We start from the raw sequence: 14,203 nt of genomic DNA, 5'->3' as shown, positions 1-14,203 counted from the left end.
CGGTATGGCTCGGCTTCCGGGCGTGTCGATGCCCGACCAGGTGGTCTGCCACGTCGACATGGACTGCTTTTACGCCGCCTGCGAGCGACTCAAAGAGCCGGAACTGGAGGGAGAGCCGCTCGTCGTCGGGATGGGCTACGAGTCGGGCGAGGAACACGGCGCCGTCGCCACCGCCAGTTACGAAGCACGGGAGTACGGCGTGGAGTCGGCGATGGCCATCTCGGAGGCCTTGGAATTGCTCCCCCGCCGGGCAACCGCCGAGGACGACGAGGACACCGGCGTCTACCGCCCCGTCGACATGTCGTTCTACGAGTCCGTGAGCACCGACGTGAAGGCAGTCCTCGACGACGCCGCGGAGACGGTCCGGAACGTCTCCATCGACGAGGCGTACCTCGATTTGGGCGACCTCGCGTGGGACGACGCCCGCGCGTTCGGTCGCGAGTTGAAAGCCGACATCGAAGACGAGGCCGGCGTCGTCGCCTCGGTCGGTATCGCGCCGAACATGACGACGGCGAAACTCGCCTCCGACGCCGACAAGCCGGACGGACACGTCGTGGTCGAACCAAACGAAGTCAGGGACTTCCTCGCGCCGATGGCCGTCGAGGACCTCCACGGCGTCGGTCCAGTCACCGCCCGGGAGTTACGCGAGATGGGGTTCGAGACAGCGGGCGACATCGCCGCCGCCGAGGAGACGACGCTACTCGACGCCTTCGGCGAACGGGGTCGTGACCTCCACGCCCAAGCGCGCGGCGAGGACGACCGCGCGGTCGAACCGAAGGGCCGACCGAAGAGCCTCTCCAGCGAATCGGCGTTCGTCGAGGCGACCGACGACTCGGAGACGAAACGCGAGAAAGTGAAAGGGTTGGCCGAGGAGGTCGCTGACCGCGCGACCGCGAAGGGCGCACTGTACCGCACCATCGGCATCAAGGTCGTCGAACCGCCGTTCGACGTGAACACCCGCGCTCGGTCGCTGTCGGGGCCGGTCGACGACCCGGACCTCGTGGAAGCCGTCGCCCTCGATTTGCTCTCGGAGTTCGACGACGACCGGGTGCGGAAACTCGGCGTTCGCGTCTCGAATCTCTCCTTCGACGACCGCGAACAGGCGAGTCTGGATGCATGGGAGGGTTCCGACGACGATGTCGAGACGGACCACGACATCCGGAAACGCCACCGCGAGCGGTCGACGGGCGGACAGGCCGACCTCTCGGAGTTCCAGTAGGGTGAGCAGGCTTTTGGCTGTCCGGGGCGAAGTGTCGGTATGAACCACCTCGCCGTCGCCGGCGACGAGACGTGGCACCTGCCCCGACACGCCCACGTCATCGTCCACGAGACGCCCGACGGCAACGAGTTCATCACCATCTACGACTGCGGGGCCGCCCAGAAGCCCCCGTCTGCGCAACTCATCGGTAACCTCGTCCGCGTCGACGCCGACCACGAACTCCTGAATCAGCCGACCGGCTACATCGCCAAACTGCGCGAGGAGTCGACGCTGGAGCAACAGGGCGACGACCACTTCGTCATCCGGGCGGAGTGAGACGGGAGGATTGATTTTTCCGCCGACAGTCGGGCCGGTATGACGGTCGACGAGACGGCCCGAGTCGAAGACTCGACGCTCGGCGACGTAGAGATACGGGAGTACGTGACGATTCACGACTCCGAAATCGACGACGGCTGTCGCATCTACGAGCGCACGTCCATCAAGAAATCCGACATCGACGGCCCGAGTGACATCAACGCCAACGCCTACGTCGAGAACGCCCGTATCGGGTCGGAGGTACAGGTCGGTCCCAACGCCGCCGTCGTCGGGGTCACCCACGACCGCGATGAGAGCGGAATGACGTTCCGCGAGGACACCTTCGAGACGGTCGCACTGGAGGACGGCGCCTTCGTCGGTGCCGGGGCCGTCGTCTTGCCGGGCGTGACCGTCGGCGAGAACGCCGTCCTCGGGGCCGGCGTGACGGTGACCGAAGACGTCGCGGCCGGAGCGGTCGTTCGAAGCGACCGATAGCGGAATCACGCGCACGACGCCCGTCTGACGGAGAACTATGTGCGGTGGGCGTCTTCGATTCCCCAATGGGCGAGGAAACGATTACCGTCGGAGAAGTGAGTCGTGGCGACGACGCCGGAACGGGCGTCGAGTTGCCAATCGTCGACTTGCTCACCGGACGGGGATTCATCACCGGCAAGTCCGGCTCAGGGAAGTCCAACAGCGCGAGCGTCGTCGCCGAGAAACTGCTCGACCGCGGCTACAGCCTGCTCGCGGTCGACATCGACGGCGAGTACTACGGGCTGAAAGAGGAGTACGAAATCCTCCACGTCGGCGGCGACGAGGAGTGTGACCTGCAAGTCAACGAGGAGCACGCCGGCAAAATCGCCGAGTTGGCGCTCGAACAGAACGTCCCGATAATCCTCGACATCTCCAGTTTCTTGGACGAGTCGGAGGCCCGCGATTTGCTGACCGAGGTGACGAAACACCTCTTCGCCAAGGAGAAGAAACTGAAACAGCCGTTCATGATGCTCGTCGAGGAGGTCCACGAGTTCATCCCCGAGGGCGGCGGCATGGACGAGTGCGGCCGGATGCTCATCAAGGTGGGCAAACGCGGCCGCAAACACGGCCTCGGCATCGTCGGCATCAGCCAGCGGCCCGCCGACGTGAAGAAGGACTTCATCACCCAGTGTGACTGGCTCTGTTGGCACCGGCTGACCTGGAACAACGACACGAAAGTCGTCGGCCGCATCCTCGGCAGCGAGTACGCCGACCACATCGAGGAGATGGACGACGGGGAGTGTTTCCTCATGACCGACTGGTCGGAGGACATCCGCGTCGTCCAGTTCGAGCGCAAGCGGACCTTCGACGCCGGCGCGACGCCCGGGTTGGACGACTTCGAGCGCCCCGAACTGAAGAGCGTCTCCGGCGACCTCGTCGAGGAGCTCCAGGAGATAACCGAGACCCAACAGCAACGCGAGAACCGCATCGAGGAACTGCAGCGGGAACTGAAGCAGAAGGACGAACGTATTCAGGACCTCGAACGCCAACTGTCGGAGGCCCAAGACCTCAAACAGATGGCCGACCGCTTCTCGCGGGCGATGATGGAGCAGGTGACCGGCCGACCGCTGTCGGCCGCGCCGGGACGACAGAGCGAACTCGAAGAGGTCGCCCGGAAGCCGGTTCGCCGCGACCCCGAACTCGAAGCGGAACTGGACGCCGTCCGAAGCGGTGAACGAGAACCCGAATCCGGGCAGGTACCCGACGCCAGCAACGACTGGGACCGAGACGGCACCGACAGCGCCGGCGACGCAACCGGAACCGATTCCGAAGACGAGCAGGACCACGAACCCGTCGAATCCGAGTCGGTGGAACCGGAGGCCGACCCCGTCGACGACGCCGAGGGACCGGCGAACTTCGGGGACGCGTTCGCCGGAATCGACTCGGTCGAAACCGAGGAAACGTCCGAAACGGACACCGAACCGACCGTCTCGGAAGTCGCAAGCGGCGAGGAGCGCTCGCCGACGGCGACTGCGACGGAGACAGCCAGCGACCCGCTCGTCACCCGACTGCGGGACGAAATCTACTCCCTTGAGGACATCGCCGTCGAGATGCTCCGACACTACCGGGATTACGGTCCGACGACGCCACAGGAGGCCCACGCCGCCGCGGGCGGGTCAGGTGACAGAACCGAATCCTACGCCGTCAACCGCGCGCTGCGCCAGCGAGGGTTCGTCGCCCACGTCGGTCGCGGCAAACACGACTACGCGCTGCCGTCGCTGGTCGCCGAGGAGTCGGTCGACCCCTTCGAGCCGAACGAGCGACTGCCCGACGACGAGCGCGACGAGTTGGTCCGGAAAATCGAGGCGGTGTTCGTGGAGGGTATCGAGCCACAGACGGTCGAGGAGGGCAACGAAACCGCCGCTGCCGACGGCGGCGAGGTCGAAGCCGACCCCACCGACGGCGTGACGCCGTGGCCGGAAGAGTAATCGGGTCACACGCCGGCGAAATTTTTAATCTCGATTCTGCCGTTGGTTACAACGAGTCGGAAGCGACGTGTGTGTCGGTACGAGCGTTCGGAGGTGAAACCGCATGCACGAAGATGAAATCACGCTCGTTTGTCACGTCAGGGCACCGCTGGTTGCGGACCCAATCGAATCGCGCGTCGAAACGCTCCGTTCCCTCGAAGACGGCCCACTCGTCGACACCGTCGTCGTTCGGAGTTGGCCGGACACCGTCCGGCTCGACGACGAGGGTGACCACGAGACGCTCGCCCGATACGAGCGATTCCGGTCGTGGGCCGACCGGCGCGGCGTCTCCATCCGGCCGCCGTTCGAGACGCGAACCCGGTCGTCGATAGTCGAGGAAGACGGTGTCGACGTGTTGGTCACGCCGACGCTGTGTCTCGCCGTCTACCGCGAAGAGCGGTTAGTCGGCGTCTTCCCCCACTCCGCTGGCGGGGAGACCTACACCGTCGAGGAGGCCGTCGAAACCCTTCAGAGCGGTGAACTGCCGCGTCCGCTCGGGTCTATCGACCCGAAGCCCGCGGCCGAGCCGCGACGCTGTCCCGATTGTGAGGGGTCTCTCGTCAACGGACAGGGCGTGTTCATCTGCCCGGACTGTGCGTGGGTGGGCGCGGCGACCGACGACGGGTGGGCGGAGTTGCCGACGGCCGGCACGCGGACCGTCGAGGCGCCTTCGGACTGACGCGATAACCCATCGAACGGGACCGAACGCCCTCGCCGGTGCCAAGCGAACTACAACTACCTCGTAACTACTCTTATTCCCAACACTGGAGTAGCCTCTATCGATGCCGGCAGCAGTGCCGGATGAACTGCGTGGGGAGAGACATGTCCCAGGACACGAAAATCACGGTACTCTGTTATGCACGGGAGCCGATCGTCTCGGAATCAGTCGAATCGAACCTCGAGCTACTGGAGCGCTGTGAGGGAGGACAACTCGTCGACCGGGTCGTTCTCCGTGGATGGCCAGGGAGCGTCCGGTTGGATGGTGAGGAAAGCCCTACTCGCGAGGTCGTCGGCCAGTTCGAGGCGTTCGAGGCGTGGGGGGACCGCCACGGGGTCAGCCTCCAGCCGGCCTTCGAGAGACGGACCCGGTGTTCCATCGCCGACGACGAACACAGCGTTCTCGTGACGCCGTTGCTGTGTCTCGCCATCTACCGAAACCAAGAGTTGTCGGCGGTCTTTCCGCATTCCGTCGACGGGGAGACCTACACGGTCAGAGCGGCCATCGAGACGCTTCTCTCGGGGGAACTCCCGACACCCTGGCAGCCGGGACGACGACCGGACCGATTGGCGCCGAAGTAACGGTGATTAGGCCACGGGGTCGACGAGGGATTCGAGTGCCGTCTTCGGGTCGTCGGCTTTCGCGACGCCCGAGGCGAGAAGGACGCCCTCGGCACCGAGGCCAGCGGCGGCATCGAGGTCCTCGCCCGTAGAGATACCGGCCCCACAGAGGACGGGCACGTCAGAGACCGAGGCGGCAGCATCGACCGAGTCGGTGACGATGTCGGGATCGGCTTTCGACACCGGTGTTCCGGTGCCGATGAGTTCCGGCGGTTCGACGGCGACGGCGTCAGGGTCCAAGGCGGCGGCGGCCGCTATCTGTCGGGGGTTGTTCGCACAGACAACGGTTTCGAGGTCGGCGCGCTCGGCGGCCCGGAGCGAGGCATCGATGTCGGCCAGCTTCAGGCGGTTCTCCGAGTGGTTCAACAACGTGCCGACGGCGCCAGCGTCGGCGGCGGCCTCCGCGAGCGTCGACCCCGTGTGAGAGCCGTACTCGACTGGCGAGACGTGTTGTGCCCACGTTTCGACACCCGTTTCGGCGACGCGGTCGAGGTGTGCGGCCTGCGGTGCGACGGCGATTCGGACGCTCGTGTCGTCGGCGACTTCGGCTGCCGCCTCCGCGACTTCGACGGGGTCACAGGGGTACGCCTTCAGGTTGACGAGGACGAACATAGCGGGAGGGCGGTTGCCGGCCAAAAATAGTTGTCCATGCCGGCCGCGTCAGCGGGCGCTGTCGAGGTCGACGAACGCGTCGGCATCGGCGGTCAGCCACGTCGACATCCGGGCGACGCTGGAGAGTCCCGGCGGGTACACCGTCCGCCGGTCGGGCCGACCGTCGTACCGGACGAGGGTCGCGGCGAGCGTAACCGGCCGCTGGTGGTTTCGTGTCCGGTCCGTCCCGTCGAGTCTCTCGCCCATAGTCGTCATCGACATCTCGGAGGCTGGTCTACCGGAGCAAAACGGCTGCTAATTGTCCTCTACAGAACTATTGAGCGTTCCGGACCCATCAGAGCCGCGTCGCACGCATCACGTCGAGGCGGTCCGCGGCCGTCTCGATGGCGTTGACGACGCCGTCGATGGTAGAGGCCACTATTCCGCACCCCAAATCGGGACCGTCCACCGGTTACTTCATCGTGACGTAGGTGAGGAACGCGACGGCACAGAGTTGCAGTCCGCGGAGGGTCAACAATGCTCGCTGTGCCAAGGGGTCGCCGGCGTACAGCATGTTCGTGCTGAAAAAGAAGTACAGCGCGAGGACGTTCTCGACCAACAGCACGAGGCCGAACGCCAGCAGTCCCAGCGTCAGCGACGACTTGAACGTCCGGTAGTTGCGTAGCCACACGCCGACGAGGCCTAGCAGAAGCAGGATGCTCACACCGGACAACGCACTCGCAATCGTTAGGGTCGTGTTCATTGCCATCGTCAGTCCTCTATTCGGTCCGTGATTCGGTCGAACTCCTCGCGGTGGCGCTCGAAGCGGTCCGTGAGGAAGTACAGTTCACCGTAGTCGTCGCCGCCGGTTTCGACGATGTCGTGGTCGACGAGTTTTTCGAGGTGATACCGGATGGTGTTGTACTCGAGGTCCAGCGCCTCGCTGAGTTGGTTCGCGTTCCGCGGGCGCTCGGAGAGTGCGTCGACGAGGCGGGCGCGGTTCTTCCCGCCCCGCGTGCCGACGAACAGATACCAGAGAGCCTTCTCCATCCGAACTCGCCTACGGGTTCATCGAACAGTCGTATATCTGTGGCGGTCACGGGCGTACTGTCCGTGAGACCCACCCAGAGGGGCCGCTCGGGAAGGCCTCGGACTCCTCTTTGGGTTGGAGAGTGCCTTCGCCGTCGGTCGCCCGGACGACAACCTCGTGTTCGCTTTCGGGTGCGTCGTAGCTGTACGTCCACTGTCGCCACACGTCATCGCCGGGGAGCGGCTCCGAGAGGGTCGCCTCCGACCACGAACCGCCGCCGTCGGTCGACACCTCGACGCGCTCGATACCCCGCGTGCCAGCGTAGGCGTGGCCCGCGACCTCGATCCTGTCTTCGCCGACGTTGACGACGTGCAGTTTCGCGACGGTGTTGACCGGGCCGGTACCGTGCCAGCCACGCTCTTCCCAGTAGCCGTCCTGTTCTTGCTCCAGCACCTCGATTTCGGTGAGCCACTTGACGTTGATTTCGCCCCAGTGGCCGGGGATGAGCGCCCGTGCCGGGTAGCCATGGCCGCGCGGCAGGACGTCGCCGTTCATCCCGTAGGCGAGGAAGCCGTCCGACAGCGCCGACAGTGGGAACTCCTCGTAGAACCCGTCGGCCGCCCGCAGCATCACGCAACACTCCTCGGCGGGAACCGCGGGGTCGACGAGGTCCATGATTGGGATGCCGGTCCACAGCGCGTTGTCGAGTTTCTTCCCGTTCAGGCTCTCTCCGACGCAGCGAAGCGAGACGAAGCGGTTCTCCGCACCCATCGCTCGTATCTCGTCGTAGGTGTAGGACACCTCCTCCTCGACAGCGCCGGTGACCGAAACCGACCACTCCTCGGCATCGATTGTGGGGTCCGTCGCATTGATGTCGACCTCGTAGAACTCCTCGCTCACGAGCGGTTCCAGCCCAGATACCGCGAGCGAGTTCCCCTCGGCGTCATCGAGCAGGGAGTCGATTTCGGCCGTAATCGATTGGGAGACATCGAGTTCGGACGTTTCCTCCGTCCCCCGAAGTCCCCCTCCCCGACCGAAAACGAAGCCGCCGACCGACAGCGCCAGCGCGCTGGCGACACCGCCGAGGACGCGCCGACGGGCCGGCGAGACATCCGAATCGACCCCGATAAACAGGTCGCTGGTGGCGAGGACGACCCCCACCGACACGCCGGCCGCTATCGACGGCAGCGGCGCGGCCGTGAGGCCGAACGCGATGCCGACGCCGAAGGCTATCGAGAGAAGGACGCCGACCGGCGGTGCATCGAGACGCCGGCCGAGGGCAGAACAGCCCAGCGCAACGAGGGCGAACACGCCGACGGCGATGCCGATGGCCGCCACGACGTTGAGTTGGCTGCCGATTTCACCGAACTGGACGATGCCGAACGTGATGATTTCGCTCGGGAGTTGTCGTGCCATCGTCCCGGCGATAGGGCCGACGACGAAGGAGGGCGTGAACCCGGCGACGGCGTAGGAGCCGGCGACGCCCGCGACACCGGCGAGTAGCGAGACGAAAGCTCTCCCGGCGTCAGGGAGCAGTCGCCGGACCGTTCGGAGCGAACCGGCGTTCATGGTTCCTGTAGGTGCGCCAAGGGTTTAGTTCTCCATGCTACCGGTACTCACCGTCACGCGGACGACGTCTGCCGTGTCGGGGTAGTCGTAGCCGTCGTCGACCTCACTGATACGACGGACAGTCGCGTTCTCTTCGGGACCGGCACCCGCTTCCATCTGTCTCGGTGCCTGATTTCCGCCGACGCCGGGGTCCTCGTTTTCCTCGGTACCGGCATCCCACAACAGCAGGCGGTCTGTCACGTCGCCTTCGATTGGTTCCCCCATCTCGTACAACGGCATGCCGGTCGGTTCGGGCGCATAGAACAGATCGTTTGACTGGACGAACATCGTTGCCAGCGAGAGGCGTTGCCCGTCGGTCGCCTCGACGGTGAACTCGTAGGCCTCACCGGGACCGATAGGCGCGGGGCCCTCGCCATCGACGGGCGTCGTCGCGGCGCCGACCGTCGCCTCGCTCATCTCCAGTTCGTTCACCAACTCCGCGGGAGAACCGTCCTCCGCGAGTCGCTCTAGACCGGCACTCGCGGACCCACCCGACTCGAAGAGTGCGCCCTCGGACTCGTGAACCGCGTAGGCCGTCGGTGACAGCGGGACGGCAACCGTCCCCTCGGAGGTTTCGAGCGTCTGGCCGGTCGATACGTTCTCGATTCGGACGGTGAAGGTGGTCGTCGCGTCGCCGTCCATCCCGTCGTCAGTCGACCCGCCGTCGTCCATGCTCTCGTTGTTCATCCCGCCGTCGTTGCCGTCGTCCATCCCGCCAGCGCCGGCACAGCCGGCGGCGAGGACGGTACCGGTCGTTCCCGCTGCGAGCAGTAGTTTCCGTCGAGTCGTGTCGTCCGTCATCACACTCGGGCGGAGAGGGTAGTGGATAAAGGAGATTTTTCAAGGTCCGTCGCAGGTTCGAGGTGAGTCCGTTGGAACTCCCTCTAGAATTCGTCTCAAATCGTTATCCGGCATCGACGTACCGATATCGAGAGCGACGGATACACGGTGCCGGAGTCGCTACGCCAACACATGAACGGACGCCGCACGTGGGTGTCGGTCGACGGCGAACCGCGACTCGGGACGGTGGTCAGGTACTCGTACGCCCCGAAGACGGGGGCACCGCTTCTGGCCGTCGAGTTGGACGACCCGGTCGGCGACACCGACGAAGTGGTCGTAAACCCACAGATAGACGACGTACTGTTCGACAGCGACGCCTGATGAATTCGATTGCCCTCCCCGACGGCCGCAGCCTCGCTTACGACGAGTACGGCGACGCCGACGCGCCGCCGGTCGTCTTCTGTCACGGCACGCCCGGGTCGCGGCGCTCTGCGGCCGTCTTCGACGACTGTTCGGTTCGCGTCATCGCTCCCGACCGCCCCGGAATCGGTGGGTCAGACCCCGACCCCGGACGGGACTTCGACTCCTGGCGCGAGGACGTGGTCGCCCTGACCGACGAACTCGGAATCGATGAGTTCGGCGTCGTCGGCTTCTCCGGTGGTGGCCCCTTCGCACTCGCCGCTGGAGACGCACCAGGCGCGACGGCAGTGGGACTCCTCGCCCCCAGCGGTCCCCCCGAAGTGAGCCCAACCGACCCGCTCACAGTGGCCGGTCGGTACGCGCCGATACTGCTCCGTGGGCTCTTTGCGGTCCAGCGCCCAATCGTTCGCCGGAACCCCGATGCCGCACTATCGCTGTACACCGATGCTGACCCCTCCGAGTTATCGATTCCCGACGGCGTCGACCCGGTCGAAGTGTTCGCCGAGGACGCCCTGACCGCAACCGAGCAGGGCGGCAAGTGGCTCGCACGGGAGTTAGCACTGCTCAGTGAATCGTGGTCGATTCCGAACCCGGAGGTCGCCGTAACCGTCTGGTACGGCGAGGATGACGAGAACGTCCCGCCGTCTGTCGCGAAGGCTGTCGCCGACGAAACTGGCGCAGAAACCGTCGCGTTATCGACGGACCACCTCGAAACGCTGTGCGAAGCGCGAGACGACTGCGTCTCGTTCGTCAGTCCTTCCGCTTGACGACGTCGCCGAGGGTCGTCCCGCCCGTCGAGGACCCACCGGACCACTCGCTGTCGTCGGTCGACCCGCCTTCGGACAGCGTGATGTCGAGGGCCTTCTCGAGTTTGCGCTGGACTTTGTCGCTCGGCAGTACGTCACCCCGCTCCAGTTTCCGGATGAGGCTGGCCTTCTCGTTGAGTTGGTTCGCCAACTCCTCTTGGGTGAGCCCTTCGGACTCCCGGGCGGTACGGATGCGGTCGTCGTAATCGGTGACGACCTCGTCCATCTCGTCGAACATGTCGCGACGGCGGCCGCCACCGCCGCCACCCGACGAGGACGAAGACGACGTGGAACTGGACGACGAGGACGACGACGAAGACGACGTGGAACTGGACGACGAGGACGACGACGAGGACGACGTGGAGTACTTCGTCGACGACGAGGACGTGTCCTGCGTCTGGACCTCCGTGCCGAAGTCCGCGCAGTCGTCGCACACGTCGAGTTCGGCCCCCTCGACCTTGACGGTCTTCGGCGACGCCGTCTCGGCGCCGCACATCTCACATTGTACCATACTCGCCCTTACCGTCGGGGCGCAAAAGGGTTTTCCGCCTACTCCAGGGCGACCATCGAGTAGTAGAACCGCTGGAGTGCGGTGACGTGGCCGACGACGGCGAAGAAGACCAAAAGCCACCCGACCAGCGTCAACCCGTACGGTTCGGCGGTGTAGAAGGCGGCGGCGGCAGTGACGACGCCGATGATGGCCAACCGGTCCGCGCGACCGACGAGGCCGCCGTACACCCGGTCAAGGCCGACGGCCTGTGCCTGCGTCCCGAGATAGGAGGTCATCAACACGCCGGTAACTGCGAGGAAGCCCAGCAAGTACTCCTCGGTGCCGGCGGCCAGTCCGGCGATGATGACGATATCGGCGTAGCGGTCCAGCACGTGGTCCAAGAGGTCGCCGGCTTTCGAATCGGTGCCCTGCCGACGAGCCAACGCTCCATCCAAGAGGTCCAGCCAGCCGTTGACCAACACGAAGGCCGCACCGAGGAGGTACAGAAGCGGGTCGGGACGCCAGATGCCCGCCGCCGCCCCCGCTAGTGCGTAGGCGGTACCCGCGAAGACGGCGAAGCCGAAGGCGATGACGCTGACGCCGTCCGGCGACAGGCCGACGCGGTCGGCGGCGGTCACGAATGGGTCGAGCATGCGGTCGGCCAGCGGCCGGAACTTATCGAGTGTCATAGGTAATCGAGGAACTCCACCTCCCCTGCCGAGGGCGCCCGCTCGCCGGCGATGACGGCTTCGATGTCGGCGGCGACTTCGTCGGGTGTTCGGTCGGTCGTGTCGATTTCGTACACCGAATCGAGGCCGTGGGCGTCGACCGCCTCAGAGAGGATTACGTCCAGTGCCTCCGCCTCGGCGTTTTCCTCGGCCTTCGATTCGTCCTCGCCGCGGTCCAGCAGTCGCTCCCGCAGCGTTTCGGGATGACAGCGCAACACGACAACTCGGTCGGCCTCGAGGTGGTGTGCGAGGTGGGATTCGATTATCGCGTCCTCGCGGTCGGCCAGTCGCTCGCGAAGCGCGTCGATGTCGGCGACGAGACTGCCGCGGTCGGGGTCCTCACCGGTGGCGAGTCCCTCTTCCCGAATCAGGGCGTTGAGGTGGACAACATCGAGGTCGGTGTCGAGGCGGTCGGTCGCCGTCGTCTTACCCGTTCCCGGGGTGCCGGTGATAGCGACCCTCATACCAGTTCGTTCAACACCTCCACCGCTCGTTCCGTCTCCTCGCGCGTGCCGCAGGTGACGCGGATACACTCCGGCAGACCGAAGGAGGTGGTGTCGCGGACGATGACGCCCTCGCGTTGGGCCGCCTCGGCGACGGCCGACCCGTCGCCGACCTCACACAGCACGAAGTTACCCGAACTTTCCCAGGTGTGACAGTCGAGTTCATCGTACATGTACTGTCGCGCCCAGCGGGCCCCCTCGACGGTCTTCTCGACGTGGTCCGGGTCGTCCAGTGCGGCGAGGCCGGCCCGGCAGGCGATTTCCGACGCCGCAAACGGCGTGTTCACACGGGCGTAGGCATCGGCCCACTCGCCGGGGACGACGGCGTAGCCGAGTCGGACCCCAGCCAGTCCGTACGCCTTCGAGAACGTCCGGAGGACGGCCACGTCGTCGCGTTCCTCGACGAGTGCGACCGCCGACGGGGAGTCGGAGAACTCGCCGTACGCCTCGTCGACGACGACGAGCGTCTCCTCGTCGGTCCTCTCGGCGAGTTTCTCGACTTCCGACAGCGACATCTCGCTCCCGGAGGGGTTGTGCGGACTGGTGACGTAGACGATGCGCTCGCCGTCGTAGTGTTGCAGGACCGCCTCGGCGGTCTGCTCGAAGTCCTCGGCTTTCCGAATCGGATACTCCGAGACGGTACCGTGGTGGTACCGGGCGCTCATCGCGTAGTAGGCGAAGCCGGGCTTGGAGACGAGGACGCCGTCGCCGGGGTCGAGCATGGCGCGGGCGAGGTAGTCCAGCGCGCCGTCGCCGCCGTTTGCGAGCCACACCTGCGAGGGTGTGACGGCCCACTGCTCGGCGAGCGCCTCCCGGAGGTCCGCCGCCGAGGACTTCGGATAGGTGTGGACGTTCGGAGCGTACTCCCGAATCGCTTCGGCCGCCTTCGGCGCGGGGCCGTAGGCGTTCTCGTTCGAGGAGAGTTTCACGAGGGACTCGGGGTCGAGACCGAGGTCGCGGGCGACTTCCTCGACGCCCCGGCCGGCCTCGTAGGCAACGTGCGCCGACAGGTCCCGTGGTTCCATATCCGACGTTGTATGCGGCGGGCCATAAGTAGGCGTCCATCCGGTCTGCGAGGAGGTGCGACAACGCTTTTCACGACATCGGCCCACCCTCCACGAGATGACGGATTCAGCCGATGGCCCGACGCTCCGCCTGACCGTCGCCGGGGCGGCCGACCGAGCGTGTCTCGATGCCGCCCGCGACCGTGCCGAGCAGACGCGCGTAGTCGAAACTGGACCCACCGGCGGCCCGAACGGCCCGTACGCCTATCTGACAGTCGACGACCGAACGGCGCTGTACGCCGCCGTCACCGCCTCGACGGTCCAGCGACTCCTCGATGCCTGCGAAGAAGGACGACTCCCGACAGCCGAGGCCGAGGCCGTCGCCGACGGCGACGGCCAACCGCAGCCAACCGAGGGCCCGCTGTCGGTCGGCACGCGTCGCGTTCTCGGTGGCTGTGGCTGGCACGCCCCCACGACGGTTCTCGACACGGTCGCCCCCGAAATCCGTGCCGACCCCGAGGGCGCCTTCGAGACGGTCGCGCGCATTGGTCTGCGAGGACGCGGTCGTGCCGACGCGGCCACAGACGAACCTCTGACCGAATCGTGGGCGGAGATACGCGACGGCGACGGCAGCCCAGTTCTCGTCGTCAACGCCGCCGATGCCGACCCCGAAGCCGGCGCGGACAGACTGCTGTGTGCGTCCGCTGCCGGACGACTGCACGACGCCGCCAGCGCGGCCAGCGCGGTCCTCGGCGCCGAGGACGTGGTCGTGTTGGCGCCCGACGACCCCCCTCGTCCGTCGAGCGACTCGAAGCCGCCGGCGAGTGGCACGTCGTCGCCGCTGAAGACGACTTCCGACTCGGCGAACCGACGATGGCGCTGGAGCGACTG

General features: G+C 66.1%; 18 protein-coding genes and 1 pseudogene. 9 read left to right on the top strand and 10 right to left on the bottom strand.

Annotated features, from left to right (window positions below):
- Nucleotides 1-4: 4 nt before the first annotated feature.
- The 6 genes from dinB to GJ631_RS07080 all read left to right on the top strand — a co-directional run bounded on the left by dinB (nucleotide 5) and on the right by GJ631_RS07080 (nucleotide 5,313).
- On the top strand, nucleotides 5-1,219 hold the full coding sequence (gene dinB / locus GJ631_RS07105) for a DNA polymerase IV (protein ID WP_156708492.1): 1,215 nt from the start codon (nucleotides 5-7) through the stop codon (nucleotides 1,217-1,219).
- Nucleotides 1,220-1,258: 39 nt separating this feature from the next.
- A complete protein-coding gene (locus GJ631_RS07100) occupies nucleotides 1,259-1,534 on the top strand; it encodes a hypothetical protein (RefSeq protein ID WP_156708491.1) in 276 nt (91 codons plus the stop codon).
- Between the two features lie 39 nt (nucleotides 1,535-1,573).
- The gene (locus GJ631_RS07095) at nucleotides 1,574-2,008 is read left to right on the top strand and encodes a DapH/DapD/GlmU-related protein (RefSeq protein WP_156708490.1); all 435 of its coding nucleotides are present in this window, start codon (nucleotides 1,574-1,576) and stop codon (nucleotides 2,006-2,008) included.
- Between the two features lie 65 nt (nucleotides 2,009-2,073).
- Nucleotides 2,074-3,975, top strand: coding sequence for a helicase HerA domain-containing protein (locus GJ631_RS07090; protein ID WP_156708489.1), 1,902 nt, complete (start codon nucleotides 2,074-2,076; stop codon nucleotides 3,973-3,975).
- Nucleotides 3,976-4,078: 103 nt separating this feature from the next.
- Nucleotides 4,079-4,693, top strand: coding sequence for an HTH domain-containing protein (locus GJ631_RS07085; RefSeq protein WP_156708488.1), 615 nt, complete (start codon nucleotides 4,079-4,081; stop codon nucleotides 4,691-4,693).
- Between the two features lie 143 nt (nucleotides 4,694-4,836).
- Entirely contained in the window at nucleotides 4,837-5,313 is a 477-nt protein-coding gene (locus tag GJ631_RS07080) for an HTH domain-containing protein (protein WP_156708487.1), read from the top strand.
- 6 nt (nucleotides 5,314-5,319) lie between these two features.
- Here GJ631_RS07080 and tpiA read toward each other — a convergent pair whose 3' ends face one another.
- The 6 genes from tpiA to GJ631_RS07050 form a co-directional block, all read right to left on the bottom strand.
- Nucleotides 5,320-5,964: a triose-phosphate isomerase gene (gene tpiA, locus GJ631_RS07075; RefSeq protein ID WP_156708486.1), complete on the bottom strand. Its 645-nt coding sequence runs from the start codon at nucleotides 5,962-5,964 to the stop codon at nucleotides 5,320-5,322.
- Nucleotides 5,965-6,012: 48 nt separating this feature from the next.
- Nucleotides 6,013-6,210 carry a hypothetical protein gene (locus GJ631_RS07070; RefSeq protein ID WP_231753915.1) on the bottom strand — a complete coding sequence of 66 codons (198 nt, stop codon included), beginning with the start codon at nucleotides 6,208-6,210 and terminating at the stop codon, nucleotides 6,013-6,015.
- Nucleotides 6,211-6,415: 205 nt separating this feature from the next.
- A complete protein-coding gene (locus tag GJ631_RS07065; protein ID WP_156708484.1) occupies nucleotides 6,416-6,712 on the bottom strand; it encodes a hypothetical protein in 297 nt (98 codons plus the stop codon).
- Between the two features lie 2 nt (nucleotides 6,713-6,714).
- Nucleotides 6,715-6,993 carry a winged helix-turn-helix domain-containing protein gene (locus tag GJ631_RS07060; RefSeq protein ID WP_156708483.1) on the bottom strand — a complete coding sequence of 93 codons (279 nt, stop codon included), beginning with the start codon at nucleotides 6,991-6,993 and terminating at the stop codon, nucleotides 6,715-6,717.
- Nucleotides 6,994-7,039: 46 nt separating this feature from the next.
- A complete protein-coding gene (locus GJ631_RS07055) occupies nucleotides 7,040-8,542 on the bottom strand; it encodes a molybdopterin-dependent oxidoreductase (RefSeq protein WP_156708482.1) in 1,503 nt (500 codons plus the stop codon).
- A gap of 24 nt (nucleotides 8,543-8,566) precedes the next feature.
- Nucleotides 8,567-9,382, bottom strand: a complete 816-nt coding sequence (locus GJ631_RS07050) for a spondin domain-containing protein (RefSeq protein WP_156708481.1) — start codon at nucleotides 9,380-9,382, stop codon at nucleotides 8,567-8,569.
- A 171-nt stretch (nucleotides 9,383-9,553) separates the two neighbouring features.
- Here GJ631_RS07050 and GJ631_RS07045 point away from each other — a divergent pair, with 171 nt between their 5' ends.
- Nucleotides 9,554-9,742, top strand: coding sequence for a hypothetical protein (locus GJ631_RS07045; protein ID WP_156708480.1), 189 nt, complete (start codon nucleotides 9,554-9,556; stop codon nucleotides 9,740-9,742).
- Nucleotides 9,742-10,548 (top strand): alpha/beta fold hydrolase, encoded by an 807-nt coding sequence (locus GJ631_RS07040; protein ID WP_156708479.1) that lies wholly within the window; start codon nucleotides 9,742-9,744, stop codon nucleotides 10,546-10,548. The genes GJ631_RS07045 and GJ631_RS07040 overlap by 1 nt, the downstream gene beginning before the upstream one ends.
- Here the strand turns inward: GJ631_RS07040 and GJ631_RS07035 are convergent.
- The 4 genes from GJ631_RS07035 to hisC are packed head-to-tail and all read right to left on the bottom strand — an operon-like array spanning nucleotide 10,532 to nucleotide 13,333.
- Complete coding sequence (locus tag GJ631_RS07035; RefSeq protein WP_156708478.1) at nucleotides 10,532-11,098, bottom strand: multiprotein bridging factor aMBF1; 567 nt, start codon at nucleotides 11,096-11,098, stop codon at nucleotides 10,532-10,534. The genes GJ631_RS07040 and GJ631_RS07035 overlap by 17 nt on opposite strands.
- Before the next feature lie 38 nt (nucleotides 11,099-11,136).
- A complete protein-coding gene (locus GJ631_RS07030) occupies nucleotides 11,137-11,766 on the bottom strand; it encodes a CDP-alcohol phosphatidyltransferase family protein (RefSeq protein WP_156708477.1) in 630 nt (209 codons plus the stop codon).
- Nucleotides 11,763-12,269: an adenylate kinase family protein gene (locus GJ631_RS07025; protein ID WP_156708476.1), complete on the bottom strand. Its 507-nt coding sequence runs from the start codon at nucleotides 12,267-12,269 to the stop codon at nucleotides 11,763-11,765. The genes GJ631_RS07030 and GJ631_RS07025 overlap by 4 nt, the downstream gene beginning before the upstream one ends.
- The gene (gene hisC, locus GJ631_RS07020; protein WP_156708475.1) at nucleotides 12,266-13,333 is read right to left on the bottom strand and encodes a histidinol-phosphate transaminase; all 1,068 of its coding nucleotides are present in this window, start codon (nucleotides 13,331-13,333) and stop codon (nucleotides 12,266-12,268) included. Before hisC ends, GJ631_RS07025 begins: the two co-directional genes overlap by 4 nt.
- A gap of 97 nt (nucleotides 13,334-13,430) precedes the next feature.
- Between hisC and GJ631_RS07015 the strand changes: the two are divergent.
- A pseudogene (locus GJ631_RS07015) lies at nucleotides 13,431-14,203 on the top strand (hypothetical protein); the annotation flags it as partial.

Origin of the sequence: Natronomonas sp. CBA1123 (assembly GCF_009741925.1) — an archaeon.
Taxonomy (GTDB): Archaea; Halobacteriota; Halobacteria; order Halobacteriales; family Haloarculaceae; genus Natronomonas.
The sequence above is the reverse complement of the archived record's forward strand: the minus strand, read 5'-3'. Positions and strand labels throughout refer to the sequence as shown.

Bases quoted from the DNA above. Each gene is read 5' to 3' on its own strand.
- dinB (WP_156708492.1), top strand. From the start codon at position 5: ATGGCTCGGCTTCCGGGCGTGTCGATGCCCGACCAGGTGGTCTGCCAC.
- GJ631_RS07100 (WP_156708491.1), top strand. From the start codon at position 1,259: ATGAACCACCTCGCCGTCGCCGGCGACGAGACGTGGCACCTGCCCCGA.
- GJ631_RS07095 (WP_156708490.1), top strand. From the start codon at position 1,574: ATGACGGTCGACGAGACGGCCCGAGTCGAAGACTCGACGCTCGGCGAC.
- GJ631_RS07090 (WP_156708489.1), top strand. From the start codon at position 2,074: ATGGGCGAGGAAACGATTACCGTCGGAGAAGTGAGTCGTGGCGACGAC.
- GJ631_RS07085 (WP_156708488.1), top strand. From the start codon at position 4,079: ATGCACGAAGATGAAATCACGCTCGTTTGTCACGTCAGGGCACCGCTG.
- GJ631_RS07080 (WP_156708487.1), top strand. From the start codon at position 4,837: ATGTCCCAGGACACGAAAATCACGGTACTCTGTTATGCACGGGAGCCG.
- tpiA (WP_156708486.1), bottom strand. From the start codon at position 5,964: ATGTTCGTCCTCGTCAACCTGAAGGCGTACCCCTGTGACCCCGTCGAA.
- GJ631_RS07070 (WP_231753915.1), bottom strand. From the start codon at position 6,210: ATGGGCGAGAGACTCGACGGGACGGACCGGACACGAAACCACCAGCGG.
- GJ631_RS07065 (WP_156708484.1), bottom strand. From the start codon at position 6,712: ATGGCAATGAACACGACCCTAACGATTGCGAGTGCGTTGTCCGGTGTG.
- GJ631_RS07060 (WP_156708483.1), bottom strand. From the start codon at position 6,993: ATGGAGAAGGCTCTCTGGTATCTGTTCGTCGGCACGCGGGGCGGGAAG.
- GJ631_RS07055 (WP_156708482.1), bottom strand. From the start codon at position 8,542: ATGAACGCCGGTTCGCTCCGAACGGTCCGGCGACTGCTCCCTGACGCC.
- GJ631_RS07050 (WP_156708481.1), bottom strand. From the start codon at position 9,382: ATGACGGACGACACGACTCGACGGAAACTACTGCTCGCAGCGGGAACG.
- GJ631_RS07045 (WP_156708480.1), top strand. From the start codon at position 9,554: ATGAACGGACGCCGCACGTGGGTGTCGGTCGACGGCGAACCGCGACTC.
- GJ631_RS07040 (WP_156708479.1), top strand. From the start codon at position 9,742: ATGAATTCGATTGCCCTCCCCGACGGCCGCAGCCTCGCTTACGACGAG.
- GJ631_RS07035 (WP_156708478.1), bottom strand. From the start codon at position 11,098: ATGGTACAATGTGAGATGTGCGGCGCCGAGACGGCGTCGCCGAAGACC.
- GJ631_RS07030 (WP_156708477.1), bottom strand. From the start codon at position 11,766: ATGACACTCGATAAGTTCCGGCCGCTGGCCGACCGCATGCTCGACCCA.
- GJ631_RS07025 (WP_156708476.1), bottom strand. From the start codon at position 12,269: ATGAGGGTCGCTATCACCGGCACCCCGGGAACGGGTAAGACGACGGCG.
- hisC (WP_156708475.1), bottom strand. From the start codon at position 13,333: ATGGAACCACGGGACCTGTCGGCGCACGTTGCCTACGAGGCCGGCCGG.